This window comes from Blautia sp. TF10-30 (genome assembly GCF_003481245.1).
In the GTDB taxonomy this organism is placed as follows: domain Bacteria; phylum Bacillota; class Clostridia; order Lachnospirales; family Lachnospiraceae; genus Fusicatenibacter; species Fusicatenibacter saccharivorans.
In genome coordinates this window covers 16,721-33,689 of sequence record NZ_QUKM01000003.1, presented here as the reverse complement: position 1 = coordinate 33,689, position 16,969 = coordinate 16,721, and the positions used below count along the sequence as shown (strand labels likewise).

General features: G+C 42.2%; 11 protein-coding genes and 3 pseudogenes. 12 read left to right on the top strand and 2 right to left on the bottom strand.

The genetic code is table 11. The features are described from left to right. Positions 1-11: 11 nt before the first annotated feature. A complete protein-coding gene (locus tag DXD02_RS04115; RefSeq protein ID WP_117761804.1) occupies positions 12-2,195 on the bottom strand; it encodes a helix-turn-helix domain-containing protein in 2,184 nt (727 codons plus the stop codon). A 195-nt stretch (positions 2,196-2,390) separates the two neighbouring features. Here DXD02_RS04115 and DXD02_RS04110 point away from each other — a divergent pair. Continuing rightward, a pseudogene (locus tag DXD02_RS04110) lies at positions 2,391-2,602 on the top strand (transposase); the annotation flags it as partial. A 78-nt stretch (positions 2,603-2,680) separates the two neighbouring features. Here DXD02_RS04110 and DXD02_RS04105 read toward each other — a convergent pair. Continuing rightward, on the bottom strand, positions 2,681-3,025 hold the full coding sequence (locus tag DXD02_RS04105; RefSeq protein WP_243030719.1) for a putative sulfate exporter family transporter: 345 nt from the start codon (positions 3,023-3,025) through the stop codon (positions 2,681-2,683). On the opposite strand from DXD02_RS04105, the gene DXD02_RS04100 reads away from it, so the two are divergent. From DXD02_RS04100 to DXD02_RS04050, 11 genes and pseudogenes are all read left to right on the top strand, one after another. Beyond that, positions 3,024-3,494, top strand: coding sequence for a LysR substrate-binding domain-containing protein (locus tag DXD02_RS04100; protein WP_158565833.1), 471 nt, complete (start codon positions 3,024-3,026; stop codon positions 3,492-3,494). The two genes, DXD02_RS04105 and DXD02_RS04100, sit on opposite strands and share 2 nt — an antisense overlap. A 565-nt stretch (positions 3,495-4,059) precedes the next feature. After that, positions 4,060-5,319: an IS110 family transposase gene (locus tag DXD02_RS04095; protein ID WP_118666438.1), complete on the top strand. Its 1,260-nt coding sequence runs from the start codon at positions 4,060-4,062 to the stop codon at positions 5,317-5,319. A 281-nt stretch (positions 5,320-5,600) separates the two neighbouring features. Beyond that, positions 5,601-6,938 carry an ABC transporter substrate-binding protein gene (locus DXD02_RS04090; protein ID WP_055222161.1) on the top strand — a complete coding sequence of 446 codons (1,338 nt, stop codon included), beginning with the start codon at positions 5,601-5,603 and terminating at the stop codon, positions 6,936-6,938. 169 nt (positions 6,939-7,107) lie between these two features. Beyond that, positions 7,108-7,950, top strand: coding sequence for a carbohydrate ABC transporter permease (locus DXD02_RS04085; RefSeq protein WP_118666437.1), 843 nt, complete (start codon positions 7,108-7,110; stop codon positions 7,948-7,950). Continuing rightward, complete coding sequence (locus DXD02_RS04080; RefSeq protein WP_118666436.1) at positions 7,950-8,786, top strand: carbohydrate ABC transporter permease; 837 nt, start codon at positions 7,950-7,952, stop codon at positions 8,784-8,786. The genes DXD02_RS04085 and DXD02_RS04080 overlap by 1 nt, the downstream gene beginning before the upstream one ends. A 147-nt stretch (positions 8,787-8,933) precedes the next feature. Beyond that, positions 8,934-10,493 (top strand): response regulator transcription factor, encoded by a 1,560-nt coding sequence (locus DXD02_RS04075; RefSeq protein ID WP_118666435.1) that lies wholly within the window; start codon positions 8,934-8,936, stop codon positions 10,491-10,493. Continuing rightward, on the top strand, positions 10,456-12,165 hold the full coding sequence (locus tag DXD02_RS04070) for a cache domain-containing sensor histidine kinase (protein WP_118666434.1): 1,710 nt from the start codon (positions 10,456-10,458) through the stop codon (positions 12,163-12,165). The genes DXD02_RS04075 and DXD02_RS04070 overlap by 38 nt, the downstream gene beginning before the upstream one ends. Beyond that, positions 12,162-13,904, top strand: coding sequence for an extracellular solute-binding protein (locus DXD02_RS04065; protein WP_118666433.1), 1,743 nt, complete (start codon positions 12,162-12,164; stop codon positions 13,902-13,904). Before DXD02_RS04070 ends, DXD02_RS04065 begins: the two co-directional genes overlap by 4 nt. A gap of 5 nt (positions 13,905-13,909) precedes the next feature. Further along, positions 13,910-14,183: pseudogene (locus tag DXD02_RS04060) on the top strand (RNA-binding transcriptional accessory protein); the annotation flags it as partial. Then, positions 14,180-14,584, top strand: a pseudogene (locus tag DXD02_RS04055) (flavodoxin family protein); the annotation flags it as partial. The pseudogenes DXD02_RS04060 and DXD02_RS04055, both read left to right, overlap by 4 nt. 337 nt (positions 14,585-14,921) lie before the next feature. Next, entirely contained in the window at positions 14,922-16,175 is a 1,254-nt protein-coding gene (locus DXD02_RS04050) for an ATP-binding protein (protein ID WP_118666432.1), read from the top strand. Positions 16,176-16,969: the final 794 nt, after the last annotated feature.

Here is a 16,969-nt window from a genome sequence, read left to right as displayed (position 1 = left end):
TTCCGTGTATGTTATTCGACGAGTGAAATACTGATACAGGCAACGCTGCGGGGTGGAAGCTTCGCCTTGATAATATCATCCTTGACATGAATCATCAGGGGATTTTCCGTAAACGGGGTACCAGGCAACAGATTTTCGGCCTGAAGTACCTTGTTTTCCAGAATTGTTCCGCATTTATTCAGAGAGTAAGTAGTTTCCTCCTGCCAGTTCAGGTTGAGCATCGTCAGGGTCAGCACATGATGATCATCGATGGTGGCAACGACTTCAAAGTCTTCTACACCATCTACCGTACACAGCTTTCCGCCGGCATGCCGGGAGAGCAGCGCAAAGGCCTGACCGGTTGCCGTCAGCTCGGTATGATCCGGATGCACCTGCATGGCGCCTTCGTTAACCGGCTCAAAGTAGCAGGCCATGGGCATGCGCTGTTTTTCGCTTTCATGCATGAACATGTGCAGCATCTGCGCAGTGAAGATGCCCTCCATGGAGGAAGGATTGCGGCACCATGTTTTCCACAGATTCCATTCATCGTAGGAGATGAATGTCTTTTCCGGGAGCATGTCATGCAGCCTGCGCAGGATTCCTAGATTGTGGATGGGCATGCGGATCATTTCGTTATAGCAGCGCTCCATGCCCTCCGGAGAGGTGAAGTCCCAATGGACTGAATTGTACGTATGCAGAGAAACGTATGGCGCAATGGGAGCCAGCTTCTTGATGGAAACATCTACCCACTCCTGATTCGGATAGGGGCCGGAAGAAACAAATTTCAGATCCGGCGTAACCTTCAGCATGGCACGCGCATGCGTTTCCACCAGCGATGCGTATCCATCCGGCGTATTTGCGCCCTCCATGTGGCCATAACCCATTTCGTTGCCCAGCGACCACCATTTGACATTGTAGGGCTCCTGATGACCGCGCTGGGCACGCAGCCTGCCGTATTTGCTCTCGGCAGGGCCGTTGCAGTATTCCACCCAGGCGGCGCATACTTCGGGGGAATCCCAGGCGGCATTGATGGTGAGGAAGGGCTCCGCGCCGATCTCACGGCACAGTGCAATAAAATCGTCGGTGTCTATTTCATGCATGTCATAGCCGTGTGTAAAGGGCTGCGTTTCATTTTCCATGTAGCCCTCCATGGGAGCGCGCCTGTCGGGATGCAGGAACATATCCTGCCAGCGATATTCGCCGGCAAAGTTGCCACCCGGCCAGCGCAGCAGACGCACGCCGATTTCCTTGAGCTTTTCCACGGTGTCCCTGCGCATGGTATGGAAATGATTGTCCGGCATCATGGAAACTGCGCCGATGAGCAGTTGTGCCTGCTCCGTGTAGGTAATGCTTATCACGGCATGCGCATCGTCGACGCCGGGGGTCAGAATCGTCTCAAAGCGCTGCCATTCATCCACCTCTTCCTGTGCATCCTCCTTCGCTAGAACGGGCTGAACAGGAAAAACGGTTTCCGCATAAATCTGCGTACCATCGGCGTTGGTGAGCGCGACGCGCACATCCAGCGGCTGCTGTACTTTGACAACGACGGCAAACGGATAGCTCCTGTCCTTTTGAAGGAAGAGCTCTTTTTGACGGATACCGCTCACCTGATTCGGAATTGGGTTCTGAATCATCTGGGACTGACATTCGTTACGCCGCCACATGCCGTTGTGCGCGTAATGACATACATAAGCTTCGTTTGCGTTGCTACCGGGAAGGCGGTGTTCATTGGCAAAGTACACGCATTCGCCGATGCCTTCCCAGTCCAGCGCTACGCCGTTGCGCGCCGCAGCGCCGGCAAACTTCCGGTTGCGGATCATCTGGGCGCTGAGACCATCCATGATGCTGGCTCTGGTATGCTCCAGGTTGTGGCCAAACAAATGGGGCGACACCGTAGAGGTGGTTTTGAGATCGATATACAGGTAATGGCTGTGCTGCTGCGCCGCAAACAGCGTGTCCTGCGCAGGATCTTCCGTGGTCTGGCAGCCGGGGGTATTACCGAATTTGCCGTCGTATTCATCCAGCAGTTCCTGCACCGTCAGACCCAGAACACGGCATAGCGGCACCAAAAGCGAGATGTCAGGAAGTGTGACGCCACATTCCCACTTGGAAACGGCTTTGTTGGTTACACAAAGCTTTTCCGCTAACTGCTGCTGTGTGAGTCCCAAACGTTCACGGGCTTGGATTATTTTGTTGGAAACAAGGGAGCATCGCATTGGTGAGATCGTCTCCTTTCACTATTGTAGATTGTAGCTATGTGTTGCAACATCACTGCTTATGGCAATATCGTATCATGCTTTTTTCGAAAGCACAATCGCTTTACAAGCGATTTGATGGGGCTGTTGCCCCGAAAGACCGTAACAAGAAAATGAAAAAAGAGTGAGCAAGGATATGTGCGTTGTGCCCTTAAAAAAGACGTGTTGGGGATGTGGGTAGGAGAAAACGAAAGTGCCAAGTACTGGGCAACGGTACTCAACGGGCTAAAAAACGAGGCGTGGAGGACATTTTCATTGCCTGCACGGATAACCTGACGGGATTCTCTGCGGCGATTGGGGCTGTATTTCCCAAGACGGAAATTCAGAATTGCATTATCCATCAGCTGCGTAATTCGAGCAAATACGTAACGCCATTCCTCAATCCAAAGACAAAAGCCACAGTTTTGTTTTGAACTGTGGCTTTGCTCAATTGTCTTGTAGCTTTCTTACACGATTCCCATGCCCATCTCCACCAGCAGCGCCACAATTACAACCAGCGCAGAAATGATGAAACCGTGAATCATGGGGCGGATGCCAGCCTTCTTCATGCTGGCGAAGGAGGTATTCAATCCGATGGTAGCCAGTGCGCAGACCATCAGGAACTTGCTGGCAGTCTTGGTGCCGCTCACCGCCGTACCTGCCCAGATGCCAAAGGCCTGATCCGTCATACCCAGTGCCCGGCCCATGATGGGAAACAGCACGATCATCGCCATGTCAAATAGGAAGGTGGCGGACATGGCGTAGGCAACGTCGTTGTCGTCCGCGTCGATGGTGGGGGCGATAGCGGCAATGGCAGAGCCACCGCAGATGCCTGTGGACTTTGCAATAATTGAAGGCGTGTTCGATAAAGAAAAGTATCCGCACCGCCTCTATAAAAAAGAGAGCTTTTTGGGCATATGCAGCCGCCGTCATTCTTTTGCAGGCAGAACCGTTTCTCTTGAGGAAGTTCTTCAGGAAAGCCTGCTTGTGCGTGAGAAAGGTTCCGGAACACACATGCTTCAGGAACAAGCCGTGGCCGCAAGAGGTTATTCACTGGACAGCTTCAGTCGGCATTCGTCCATCAGTAATTTTTCTATTATTTGCGACTTGGTTGCAATGGATCATTTGATTACTTTTGCATATGAACCAATTAGCCACTGCCGAAATGACTTGGCAACATTTAGAGTGGAGGACATGGAGATCACTGGTGAATTCAATCTTGTTTATATTAACCGTTCGGTTGCAGAACCTAAAGCCGATCTATTTCTTGCAACCTGCTAAAGCTCTGATTTGTCAGATAGTTTCTAATAGAAAAACGAAAGCTCGGTGTTGCACCCACCGAGCCTTTTTTGCTTTATAGGAAATTTCTCAAATCGTCAGAAATAGTGTATAATGGGCTGGAAATAAAAAATGACATAACAAAAGAGCGAAGGGGGCTTCGCCATGACGTTGTTTATGAAGTTTTTTGTTTTGGTTTAGGTTAGCTGCACTATCTGACTATGGAGAAAGAATTATTATGAACATGGATTTATCCATATTTATTTCCCGTCTTTCTGCGAAAGCCACCAATGCGCCATGAAACGTGTTGGTTACCTTCACTTTCTATTTTTGTTCCCTTCTGATATGATGGTTCCATAAGACTGACACACTACAGAACACGTGGAGGTGAGTGGCGGGGCTGTATAGCGGCAACCTCGCATATTTATATGTTGTCGGTCATCCGTTAAGGCATCAATGAGTGGCGCATAACTGTAGCCCGGAAACTTATCTCTTCCGAAGTCGACTCGATCTCGCCGGATGACCAGTCACTGTCCGTTTTATCATTATGCTATCAGGAGGTAGTTACTTGTCTTTTAAAATTTTTAAATTTAACTGCTGTGGACTTGATGTCCACAAAACATGGATTTATGCCTGTATCGGTATCACGGATTCCAATAATCGTACAGAGTATAAGCAGGCTCGCTTTTCTTCCTTTTCTAAAGGTTTGCATCAGCTGTGTGTCTGGCTTGCTAAATACAACTGTAACGATGTCTGTATGGAATCTACCGGCAAGTATTGGATCCCTGTTTTCAATATCTTAGAGCAACACAAAATCCGGGTTACTCTATCCCATCCGAAATACACCAAACCCATGAAAGGAAACAAGACCGACCGCAAAGATGCCAAATGGATCTGTGATCTATACATGTGCGGCATGGTGAAACCTTCTTTTATTCCACCTGCTGACATCAGAGAACTCAGGGATCTCGTAAGATACCGTTTCAAACTCACCTGTATGATTACCGGTGAGAAGAATCGTGCCCAAAATTGTCTTACTGTTTCCAATCTGAAGCTTGATGATGTCTTTTCTGATGTATTCGGGAAATCTTCCCGTTCCATTACGGAACAGATTTTGCAGCACCCTGGGGAAAAATTTGATGTGTCACCCTTTGTTGACAGCCGCTGTAAAACTCCAATAGAAGAAATTCAGGCGGCCGTTGATGGTAATATCTCGAAAGAACAGGATGTAAAGCTCAGACAGTGCCTTGATCACATAGACGAACTTCAAAAGCACATTTCAGAAGTAGAACAGGAAATCCTTCGTCTCAGTGATAAATACGAGGCTGCTTTAAACTTAATAAGAACGGTTCCTGGATTCGATAAGAATCCAATGACTGCAATTCAGGTGCTTTCAGAGATTGGTGGTGATATGTCTGTCTTCCTCACAGCAAAACACCTCGTCTCCTGGGCTGGATGTTGTCCCCGAAATGATAAGAGCGACCGTAAAATCAAATCCACTCGGATTTCCTGTGCTGGTTCTTATTTTAAACCAGTTCTGGTACAGATTGCAAATGCTTTAATCAAATCGAAGAAACATTTTGAATTTACCACCCGCTATAAGCGTATCAAAACACGTCGTGGCCACAAGAAAGCCATTATTGCACGCTGCCGTATGATCCTGACCGCTATCTGGCACATACTCATAGATTTAAAACCTTATACATCCGATGGTTTTCTTGAATCACGTCCTGTGAAAAAAGAAAAAGTTCTTACAACTTCACAGGCACTTAATCTTCTAAGGCAACGAGGGTATCTCATTAAAGATGAGCCTTCGCCGGTCTCCTAATTAGGTGTTGCGTTTATATATTCAATTTTCAAAACCAGCTAATCCGGTGGTTTGTTTGCTATGCCCTCTATTTCGTGGCTGTTCTCTACTTATTTGTTTCAAACTTCATTTTTGGTTCTTGGCGAACTCTTGTATCATACACAAAATCTTCAAAAATTACAATAATCTTGAAATAGTGTTATGTTTCTTGGAATTTTATTATATCTTATTTTGGAACTTTTTCTTATAATAACATCATCAAGAAAAACAAAGAAAAGTAATCATAAAAGGAGGATTCAATTATGAAGAAGAAAAAGATTCTTGCACTTGTACTTGCAGCTTCAATGGCAGGAGGAATGCTTGCAGGATGTGGAGCCACATCAAGCGGAGATGAAACAGCGAAAGGAGATAAGTCATCCGGAAAAGTTTATTATCTGAACTTTAAACCAGAGCAGGCTGACCAGTGGGTAGAACTTGCAAAAGAGTATACAGATGAGACGGGTGTTCAGGTTGATGTACAGACAGCAGCATCAGGAACTTACGAGTCACAGTTGAAATCAGAGATGGCAAAAGATGAGGCACCAACATTGTTCCAGGTAAACGGACCGGTTGGACTTGCTACATGGAAAAATTATTGCTATGACCTTTCAGACAGCGATGTTTATAAAGATGTCGAGTCTGACGATTATATATTAAAAGATGGCGACGCAGTAGATGGAATCGCTTATGTTATTGAGACTTATGGTCTGATCTACAACAAAGCTCTTCTGAACAAATACTTCGAATTGCCGGATGCAAGTATCAAATCAATTGATGATCTGAATAACTTCCAGGCACTTAAGACAGTTGCAGAAGAGATTCAGGCACACAAAGATGATCTTGGAGTAGAAGGAGCTTTTACTTCAGCAGGAATGGATTCTTCCTCTGACTGGAGATTCAAGACACACCTTGCAAATCTTCCAATCTACTATGAGTATAAGGCAGACGGAATTGACAGCACAGATGCAATCAAAGGAACATACCTTGACAACTACAAACAGATCTGGGATCTGTATCTGAACAACTCTACATGTGAGCCATCTATGATTTCTTCTAAGACAGGAGATGACGCAGCAAGTGAATTTGCACTTGGCGAAGCAGTATTCTATCAGAATGGTACATGGGCTTACAATGATATCAAAGATAATGAAGTAGCAGATGAAGATATGGGAATGCTTCCAATCTACATCGGAGTTGATGGAGAAGAAAATCAGGGACTTTGTACAGGATCTGAGAACTACTGGTGTGTAAATAAGAACGCTTCAGAAGAAGACATTCAGGCAACACTTGATTTTATGAAATGGGTAGTTGAGAGCGATGAAGGTCGTGACATGCTGGCTAACGAGATGGGATTTGTAACACCGTTCACAACATTCTCAGATTACCTTCCGGACAACCCGCTTGTAAAAGCAAATGCTGAGTATACAGAGGCAGGAAAGACACCAGTAAGCTGGAACTTTACAACAATGCCATCTGAGAACTGGAAAAACAATCTTGGTGGAGCTCTTCTGAACTATGCACAGGGTACAGGCGCATGGGATAGTGTACAGACAGCATTTGTTGATGGATGGGCTGAAGAATACGCAGCAGCAAACGAATAAAAAAGACTTTTCACAGGATAGGCAGATAAAAAGGCTGTGAAATAGAGAAGAAGATCAAACAGCCTGCCAACGAGCATACCGGGGCAGGCTGAAATTATGTAATTAGAATTGTGAAAAGCAAAGGCGCAGAAAGGCTTTTTACAGAAAAGAAAGACAGGAGGAGAAGAACATGCAAAAAGCAATAAAGAGATATTTTCCGGTATTTGTATTGCCGACGCTGATTGCATTCACGATAGGTTTCCTTGCACCGTTTGTGTTAGGCGTATATCTTTCGTTCTGCAAGTTCACAACGGTGACAGACGCTAAATTTATTGGACTTAGCAACTATGTAAAGATCCTTGGAGACGGAGATTTTCTTCACTCTCTTTGGTTTACCGCATTATTTACAATTGTGACAGTATTATTGATCAACATTTTTGCATTTGCGGTAGCAATGCTTTTGACAAAGAATATTAAGGGAACCAATATTTTCCGTACTGTATTTTTTATGCCGAACCTGATCGGTGGTATTGTACTTGGGTATGTATGGCAGCTGTTATTAAATGGTATTCTGGCACATTTCCAGAAAACACTTACATATTCTTCAAAATATGGTTTCTGGGGATTGGTTATCCTGATGCTCTGGCAGCAGGTTGGATACATGATGATCATCTACATCTCAGGAATCCAGAATATTCCTGGAGAGCTGATCGAGGCAGCACAGATTGATGGAGCGAATAAAGTACAGCTTTTAAGATATGTTACAATTCCGATGGTTATGCCATCCATTACAATCTGTACTTTCCTGACACTTACAAACGGATTTAAACTTTTCGACCAGAACCTTGCATTGACAAACGGTGGACCGGACAAGATGTCAGAAATGCTTGCCCTGAATATCTATAATACATTCTATGGAAGAACTGGCTGGGAAGGTGTAGGACAGGCGAAAGCAGTTATCTTCTTTATTATCGTAGGAGTGATTGCATTGATCCAGAATAAACTGACAACATCAAAGGAGGTGCAGCAGTAATGAATAAAAAAGTAAAACATGGTACATTATTAACCGTTATTTTTACACTACTCAGCCTGCTGTATCTGTATCCGATCATACTGGTATTTATCAACTCCTTTAAGAAAAAAGCCTATATCAGTAAAGCACCGTTCGAGATACCGACCGGAAAGATGTATGTCGGATTAGAGAACTATATCCGTGGTATTAAGCAGACACAGCTGATTCAGGCATTTGGATGGAGTTTATTTATCACAATCTTATCTGTAGCAGTGATTATCTTATGTTGCTCCATGTGTGCATGGTATATCTGCCGCGTGAAGACAAAATTTACAAAGATCCTTTACATGCTTTGCCTGTTTGCAATGATCGTGCCATTCCAGATGGAAATGTTTACATTATCCAAGATCGCAAATATGCTTCATATGGGAAATCCGTGGGGACTGGTTGTGATCTACCTTGGATTTGGTGCAGGACTTTCCGTCTTTATGTTTACCGGGTTCATGAAATCCATTCCATTGGAGATTGAAGAGGCTGCAATGATTGATGGATGCACACCAATCCAGACATTCTTTAAAATTGTACTTCCGATTGCAAAGCCGACTTGCGTAACAGTTACAATTCTTCAGGCAATGTGGATTTGGAACGACTACCTGCTTCCATCACTTGTACTGGATCAGAGAAAATATAAGACAGTGCCGATGGCAGTTCAGTATCTGAAAGGTGGATACGGTTCTGTAGATATGGGAGCAATGATGGGAACTCTGGTTCTTGCAATTGTGCCGATTATCATCTTCTACCTGTTCTGCCAGAGATATATTATCGAAGGCGTTGTAGCCGGAGCGGTTAAAGGCTAGTGTGGACATTGTCTAAAAAATGAATTAAAATAGAATTATAAAAATTAAAAAAAGACAGCAGAGAGTGAGTGAACATTCCCTGCTGTTTTCGGACGTTATAAAAGGAATAGTGAAAATGTAAAGTGAACGTGTGGGAGGAGTGGGGAAATGATTACAATATTGATCGTGGATGATGAAAAACTGGAGCGAAGGGGAATCCGCTTTCTGTTAAAGAGGGAGGAAGGAGAATTCCAGATCCTAGAAGCAACGAATGGAAAGGATGCACTGGGAGTATTAGAATCAAACCATGTGGATATTTTATTTTCGGATGTAAAGATGCCTTATATGAATGGACTGGAGCTGACGAAAGCAGTGAGAGAAGATCATCCGGATATGGAAATCGTGATCTTCAGCGGATATAATGATTTCTCTTATGCAAGAGAAGCATTGCGGTATGGAGTTGTGGACTATGTTCTGAAGCCGGTTGATCCGGAGGAATTCCATAAGACTTTTCAACGAGTGATGGAAAATATTTCTTCTAAGATAGAGAAAAAAGAGCAGCAGGAAAAGAAAGAAGATTATCTGAAAAAATACTTTTTACTGAAATATCTGTATGGGGGAAATGAGGAAGATTTTGTTCAGTTTAAGAAACTTACAGATGGAATGGAAGATGGTCTGTCCCAATTTACCCGTATGGTTCTTGTCAGTGCCTCAAATGGATTCTTCGAAACGGAAGAGGAACATTTCCTGATGAGCCTGAAGGAAGAGGTGCAGAGAGAGTTTCATTATGTGAATCTGAATTCGAACGAATCCATCTTTTTGTTCACGGAAAAATATGCAGATTATCATGGAATCGTAGAGAAAATGTACCGTTTTTTTGCGCACCAGTTTGACAGTGAATGTTATTTTGCAGTCAGTGAGGAAATCGAAGATGGAAAAAATCTGGCAGAGGAATTTAAGGTGCTGGAAGGAATGTTAGAAGAGCAGTTCTATCAGCCACGTCAGCATCTGTTTTTCCACGGGGAGAAGCAGGAAGAGAAGAAAGCTGATCCAGCAGAAGATTCTGAAATCATGGAACAGATTACGAAAGATATTCAATATAAAGATCTGCCACATCTCCGTCAGGATTTTCAGAGACTGGAAGAAAAATATCGTGCGCATAAGCAATTTTCGGATATGTATGTAAAGTTTGTATTTTCTGGAATTATGAAAGAATTGCTCGACCAGATGGAAGGGCTGGATGAAAAGATGCTTTCAAAGAGAGTGGATCGATTATATCGTTGCAGAAACCTTAATGATGTGATTGCTATAGTAGAAGAAGTACTTCAGGAATATGAACATTGCATACAAGAGCAGGAAGATGGGTTCCGATCAGAAGTTACAAACGTGAAGGGATATATTTATCACCATTATAAGGAAAAGGATCTGGGAGCAGAGACACTTTCCGCAATGGTTTTTCTGTCACCGGGATATTTAAGTGCTGTATTTAAAGAAGAAACAGGGATGACACTGAACCGTTTTATCCGTGAAGTGCGAATGAATAAAGCAAAAGAGCTTTTAGAGACAACGAATATGAAAATCTCCCAAATTGCGAAAGAAGTAGGATTTTCCAATAACTCATACTTCTGCAGAAGTTTCAGAGAGTTTTTCGGAGATACACCGGAAGCATGCAGGAAAGGAATAGCGGCGGATGAAAAAACAAATACGGAAGTTGATCCAGCGATTTGAAAATCTGAAATTTCGTAAAAAACTGTCTGTTTTGATGCTGATTGCAGGACTGGTTCCGGTAGGATTCCTTGCTTTTTCCATGCAGTATGGCATGATGAATCAATTGCGAGAGAAGGAACAGTACAATCTGGAGAAAATGTTGGAACAGTCAGTGAGTTCGATTGAGAATCAGTCTCAGATCTATGAGAACCTGGTTGATTATCTGTCTTATTCTCAAAATCTCAGGAATATTTTTGATGTGGAGACAGAGTCGGATTATGAGAAGTATTTGAAATATGTGAAGGTGGCTGATCCACTGTTGCAGATGCCGACGATCTATCACAAAGAGATCCAGAGCATTACATTATATTCTGACAATATAGAAGTGCCACATGGAGATACACTTCTTCCAATGTCGGAAGCGGAGAATCAACAGTGGTATTCCAGGTTGAATGAGGGAACATTAATGCAGTGGAGCATCACTCGCGGTGTGAATAAATCAATCATTGCCAGTCGGAAATTCTATGACAATGATACGATCAAAGCGGTGTTGGAGATGCGTCTGGATTATGAAAAAGTTCTTGAACCATTCATGAGCCAGCTCACAGATAATACAGGAGGCATGATTCAGGATGATAATGGAAATATTGTCTATGCCGAGTGTTCTATGGATAAAAAATATCGTCCGAAGGATATTGAGAGTCCGAAAGATATCAGTGAGAATTATTATCTGGTACAGCGGACAATGAAGGATACAGGATGGAAATTCTATATCTATCGTCCAAAGGCAGTAAGTGAAAACGCAATCCATAAGCTTTTGCTCAAAAATATTCCGATTATTTTGATCAGTGTTCTTCTTCTGAGTTTTCTGGGATATGTTTTTTCCCTCCGTATGGTATCGCAGTTGGAGTTATTGACTGAAAATATGAACCTGATCAATATGGGACTTCGTAAAGTTACCGTGCAGAGTAAATCCAAAGACGAGGTGGGTGTGCTGATCCGGTCATTTCGGCGCATGATGGATCAGATGAACCATTTGATCTCAGAAGTATATGAGAGTAAGATCCAGCTTCAGAACAGTGAGATGAGAGCACTGCAGGCACAGATCAATCCGCATTTCCTTTATAATTCGCTTTCAATCATCAACTGGAAAGCAATTGAAGCGGGAGAGGATGAAATCAGTCATGTGACATTAGCACTGTCTACTTATTATCGGACAAGCCTAAATCGTGGTGAAACAATGACTACAGTGGCAAAAGAAATTGATAACATCCGTGCATATCTCAAAATCCAACTTGTTATGCATGATAACGAGTTCCGTGTGGTTGAACAGATTTCGGATGGTCTTAATGATTATCTGATACCGAAGTTGATCCTGCAGCCACTTGCAGAAAATGCAATCGATCATGGAATTGATGTGTCAGAGAATGAGAATCCGACGTTGTGGCTGACGATTCGTGAAGAGGCTGAGCACATTTTCTTTGAAATCAGGGACAATGGTGCGGGAATGACGCAGGAGAAGGCGGATCAGATTCTGACATATCAGTCCTCCGGTTATGGTGTGCGAAATGTCTGTGACAGAATCCATGTCCTTTATGGAGAAAAAGGTGAGATGAAGATAGAAAGTACTCCAGGAAAAGGAACGCGGGTCTTTATCCGGATTCCGAAGAACACGGAGGCGAAGGTGTTATGAAAAACGATATGAAAAAGCGAATTCTCTCAGCCCATCTTGCATTAATTTTATTGCTGATGCTTTGGTGCGGAACCTATTTTGAGACGAAGGAAAGTCAAAGACAGATGGAACAGTTAAAAGCATCTCAAAGTGAGTCTGGTGCAAGCAATGCAGTTAAAGCGAAAAGAAAGCTGATGTATAAAGCGATGCATACACCACTTGGGAAATATCCTGAGACTGTTACCTATACACTTGGCAAGATTGCAGGGGCGAATAATTCGAATCTTCCTGTAGGAGATACGTACGAAAATAATGCATATACGAGATATTTGAAGAAAATACTTAATATTCAGAATGAAGATGTCTTTGAATTGCAGGATGGCAATACTTATGAAGAGGCGGTCAATGTAGCGATTGAAGATCGTGATATTCCAGACGTGCTTGTTGTGAAGGGAAGAGATAACCTGCTCCGCCTGATTGAAGCAGGCCTGATCGAAGAACTTACAGAAACGTATGAAGAGTGTACGACAGATACGATCAAAGAAATGTATGAAAGTTATGGAGATTCTCTTTTACAGTCTGCAACCGTGGATGGAAAGCTATATGCATTTCCGAATACGGTGATTGACGATGGAACTCCGCTTCTTTGGCTGCGGAAAGACTGGATTGAGAAGTTGGGATTAAAGGAACCGGAAACAGTAGGAGAAGCGTTGGAAGTGATCCGGGCATTTGTAGAACAGGATGCAGCAGGAGACGGTCAGACAATCGGCCTTGCCTGTAGTACAGACGTGGTTGCCGGTGCGGATCAGACTTATGGAGTGGATGCAACTTTTATACATGCCGGTGCAATGCCATGTCACTGGATCCTGGATAAAAATGGAAATGTAGTTTATGGGTCAGTAACACAGGAAACAAAAGAAGCGCTTTTGAAACTTCACAATCTATATGAGGATGAGATACTCGACCAGAGATTCCTGCTACGAAAGACGGAAAACATAGATGATCTGTTAAAAACCGGACATTGCGGTGCTATCTATGGACGCTGGTGGGCTCCGAATAACCCGTTGAGTGCAGCATATAATGTCGATTCAAATGCAGAGTGGAAACCGTATCTTTTAGACAAAGAACAGGTAAATGAGACGCAGAAGATATCAGTTTTTGAATCGTATGACCAGTGGATGTATGTGGTGGTGCGTAAAGGATATGAGCATCCGGAAATTGTAGCAAAGTATGTGAGTGCGATTTTTGATCAGTCTAGATATGCAAAGGATAGTGCGGCAAGAGAAGTGAATGATTATTTTTCTATTAATGTAGATCCGACGGCCCGGCCACTGAATATTAATGTGGATTATGAGGATGCACTTTACCGTACGACAGAACATATTCAGGCAGCACTGGATAAGACGCTTGATGTATCAGAGCTTAGCGGTTTGGAAAAGTCTTATTTTAATACATGCAAATCTTACTTGAATGGACAGCTGACAACCGCGAATGGATGGGCGGCGTATGCGTCAAGAATTCAGGCTGTGGGGGAACTGCAGAAGGCAGGAATAACAAGTACATCGACATTGCCTCTGGAAAATGTAAATGCAGAAATTCCGCAAGAATTACAGGAACTGGAACAGGAAGCATTTCTTCAGATCATTAGTGGGGAGAAACCAGTGGATTACTTTGATACTTTTGTGGTAGAATGGTATGCAAACGGTGGAAAAGTGCTGACCGAACGGGTGCAGAACGCCTATGAAAGTGGAAAGAACTAAAAAGCTTGGATATTAATCAGAGACTGACAGAAGAATTAAAGAAACAGATTCTGGCAGAGGAAACGCTTGTGGCAGTAGAAGACCTGTATCGCCCATATCGTCCAAAGCGCCGCACACGTGCGACAATCGCGAAGGAGAAAGGACTTGAGCCGCTGGCTGCATTGGATCACATTGTAGAAGACAAAGGAACCGCTTGAAAAGACAGCGGAAGCTTATATCTCTGAAGAAAAAGGAGTGGAAAGTGCAAAGGACGCAGTCAGCGGAGCATGTGATATCATATAGCACCTTGTAAGGGATGTGGGGTCTGTCAATGTTATAAAGGATGTATTGATCAGGATGATACAAATCCCACGATTGATAAAATTACTGCTGCAGATGTGATTCTTTTTGCTACTCCGGTATATTGGTGGGGAATGTCTGCGCAGTTGAAACTTATCATTGATAAGTGCTACTGCCGCGGTTTGCAGCTGAAAAATAAAAAAGTTGGAACAATCGTTGTGGGAGGATCCCCGGTGGACAGTATCCAGTATGAGTTAATTGACAAACAGTTCGACTGCATGGCGAAATATCTTTCATGGGATATGATTTTCCAAAAATCATATTATGCAACAGCCAGTGATGAACTTGCAAAAAACAAGGATTCTATAAAAGAACTTGAAAATATTGGAAAAAACTTATAAAGCATATTTAAAGTTCCAGGTTTCAGGAAAGAAAAAAATAAAAATAATGATGAAAGCATTTGTCAGGATGTCTGGGACTCGAAAGAGAAAATAAAAAAATCTAAAAAAAACATAAATAAATTATACCAGCCCAGAAAAATCGCAACCGGTAGAACACTTACTATAAAGTGAAGCGGCATTGGTCGTCTCCCGTGAAGACGTGAATTGAAATGAAGAAGAATAACAGAAAAACACACTCAAAATCAATTGAAAAATCAATCGTAAAAAGTTACGATTGATTTTTCGCGTATTTAAACATATAATATAATCATTAAGACTGGGAAAGGAAATGATTGCTATGCGTGAAACAAGAATATTGGAATTCAAGGAAACGATTACGAATACTTTTTTGAAAACAGTCAGTGCCTTTTCGAATTATAATGGCGGAATGATTCTTTTTGGCGTAGATGATGATGGAAATGTAAAAGGCTTGCCAGATGTAAAGCAGGCTTGCCTGGATATCGAAAATAAAATCAATGACAGTATTTCGCCTCAGCCAAATTATATGCTTGAACTACAGAATAATGATCAAACGATAAAACTTACTGTAAAAAGTGGTCTTCAGAAGCCATATTTATATAAATCGAAAGCATACAAACGAAATGATACAGCAACGATAGAGGTAGACACACTTGAATTTTCAAGGCTTGTATTAGAAGGAAAAAATATTAGCTTTGAAGAATTACAGTGTAAAGATCAAGAGCTATCTTTTGATTTTTTACAGCATAAACTAAAAGAAAATATTCAGATTGAAAGTTTCAATCAGGATACTTTAAAGACACTGAATCTGTATGACAATGCAAATGGTTTTAATAATGCAGCAGGACTTTTGGCAGATAAAAATCATTTTTCCGGAATTGATCTTGTTAAGTTCGGTGAGAACATCAGTATTATTCAAAAAAGAGTAACCTTTGAAAATGTATCAGTTTTAGATGTATATGAAAAAACACTTGCTGTATTTAAAGACTATTACCAATATGAAGTCATACAGGGCGCTGATAGAAAAACGATGGAGAAAATACCACAAGCAGCTTTCAGAGAAGCAATTGCAAATGCTTTAATTCATAGGGTATGGGATATTGATTCACACATCAGAGTTTCTATGTTTGATGATAGAATAGAGGTTGTATCTCCTGGTGGATTGCCAGCTGGAATAACAGCCGAAGAATATTTATCAGGTAAACTTTCTGTTTTAAGGAATAGAAATCTCGCAAATGTGTTTTACAGATTGGGGTTTGTAGAGATATTTGGAATGGGAATTACACGAATAAAACAACTGTATGCAGAGAGTCTGATAAAACCAGATTTTGAGGTATCAGAAAATGCTATAAAAATTGTGCTGCCGCTATTTGAAACGAATGTTAATTTGACTGAGGATGAAAAAGTAATTTACAAATTATTAAGTAAGACGATGTTAAAATCAATAAGTGAAATTGCACCATATGTCCCATTTGGAAAATCAAAAACAACACATTTACTTAAAACTATGGGAGAAAAGGGTGTGGTTGCAGTTGAAGGAAAAGGCAGAGGAACAAAATATATAATTAAGTGACCGAGAACATAGAAGATTCATAGCATTGGGGTCAGCGCCTTACATCAAGAGGAAACATAAAATAATGACTTATGATAATCGAGAAGACCAGTTTTTACGCCAGCGATTGCAGAAAGAAATCCCGATTTTGAGGGCATTAATCCAGAATTTGTATCAGAAACTGGACCGGAAGTTTCATTTAAACGGAGCAAAAATCCCGATAACTTTTGGATTTGACACGGATTCTCTGTGATCCTATACGAGGCGACATCTGCAACAGGTACCTGACCCTGCGAACACAGGAAATGCATCAGATCATTTCTGGACACTTGAGAAGCGTATCAGGCAGGATAAGAAAAATCCGGGAGTTCTGATTGAAATTCGGAAATCCACGGCGATTTGGGACATTGCATATTTGGTTGGAGATGGAGTTATCACAATGGATGAGCTTGAAGGATTCGGAGAGGAATTGATTGATGCAGTAAAGCTGATTCTATAGAACTCCCAAAAAATACTGCACACTCTTGACAACCCAATTAAACCAATAACGGAAAATGCTTTGCGGTCTCAGCTAGTGGAATATCAATTGCAATACCGAATTGTTGCGAATAAATGTAAAACACAGGAAATACATTCCAGTGCGTATAGGAAATATCAGATACGATGGAAGAGTCGTTTACTACAGAAAACGGGATATATTGAAGAAAAAATCTAGAAAATAGAAAAAAGAAATTTGTAAAGTTGGATCTTCTTACAGTCGTATTCCAGAAAGATGTGAGTTGAAATAAGTATGAACTGATCTGTAAAGTATGGAA

Bases quoted from the DNA above. Each gene is read 5' to 3' on its own strand.
- DXD02_RS04080 (WP_118666436.1), top strand. From the start codon at position 7,950: ATGAATAAAAAAGTAAAACATGGTACATTATTAACCGTTATTTTTACA.
- DXD02_RS04065 (WP_118666433.1), top strand. From the start codon at position 12,162: ATGAAAAACGATATGAAAAAGCGAATTCTCTCAGCCCATCTTGCATTA.
- DXD02_RS04100 (WP_158565833.1), top strand. From the start codon at position 3,024: ATGGCAGAGCCACCGCAGATGCCTGTGGACTTTGCAATAATTGAAGGC.
- DXD02_RS04050 (WP_118666432.1), top strand. From the start codon at position 14,922: ATGCGTGAAACAAGAATATTGGAATTCAAGGAAACGATTACGAATACT.
- DXD02_RS04075 (WP_118666435.1), top strand. From the start codon at position 8,934: ATGATTACAATATTGATCGTGGATGATGAAAAACTGGAGCGAAGGGGA.
- DXD02_RS04070 (WP_118666434.1), top strand. From the start codon at position 10,456: ATGAAAAAACAAATACGGAAGTTGATCCAGCGATTTGAAAATCTGAAA.
- DXD02_RS04090 (WP_055222161.1), top strand. From the start codon at position 5,601: ATGAAGAAGAAAAAGATTCTTGCACTTGTACTTGCAGCTTCAATGGCA.
- DXD02_RS04085 (WP_118666437.1), top strand. From the start codon at position 7,108: ATGCAAAAAGCAATAAAGAGATATTTTCCGGTATTTGTATTGCCGACG.
- DXD02_RS04115 (WP_117761804.1), bottom strand. From the start codon at position 2,195: ATGCGATGCTCCCTTGTTTCCAACAAAATAATCCAAGCCCGTGAACGT.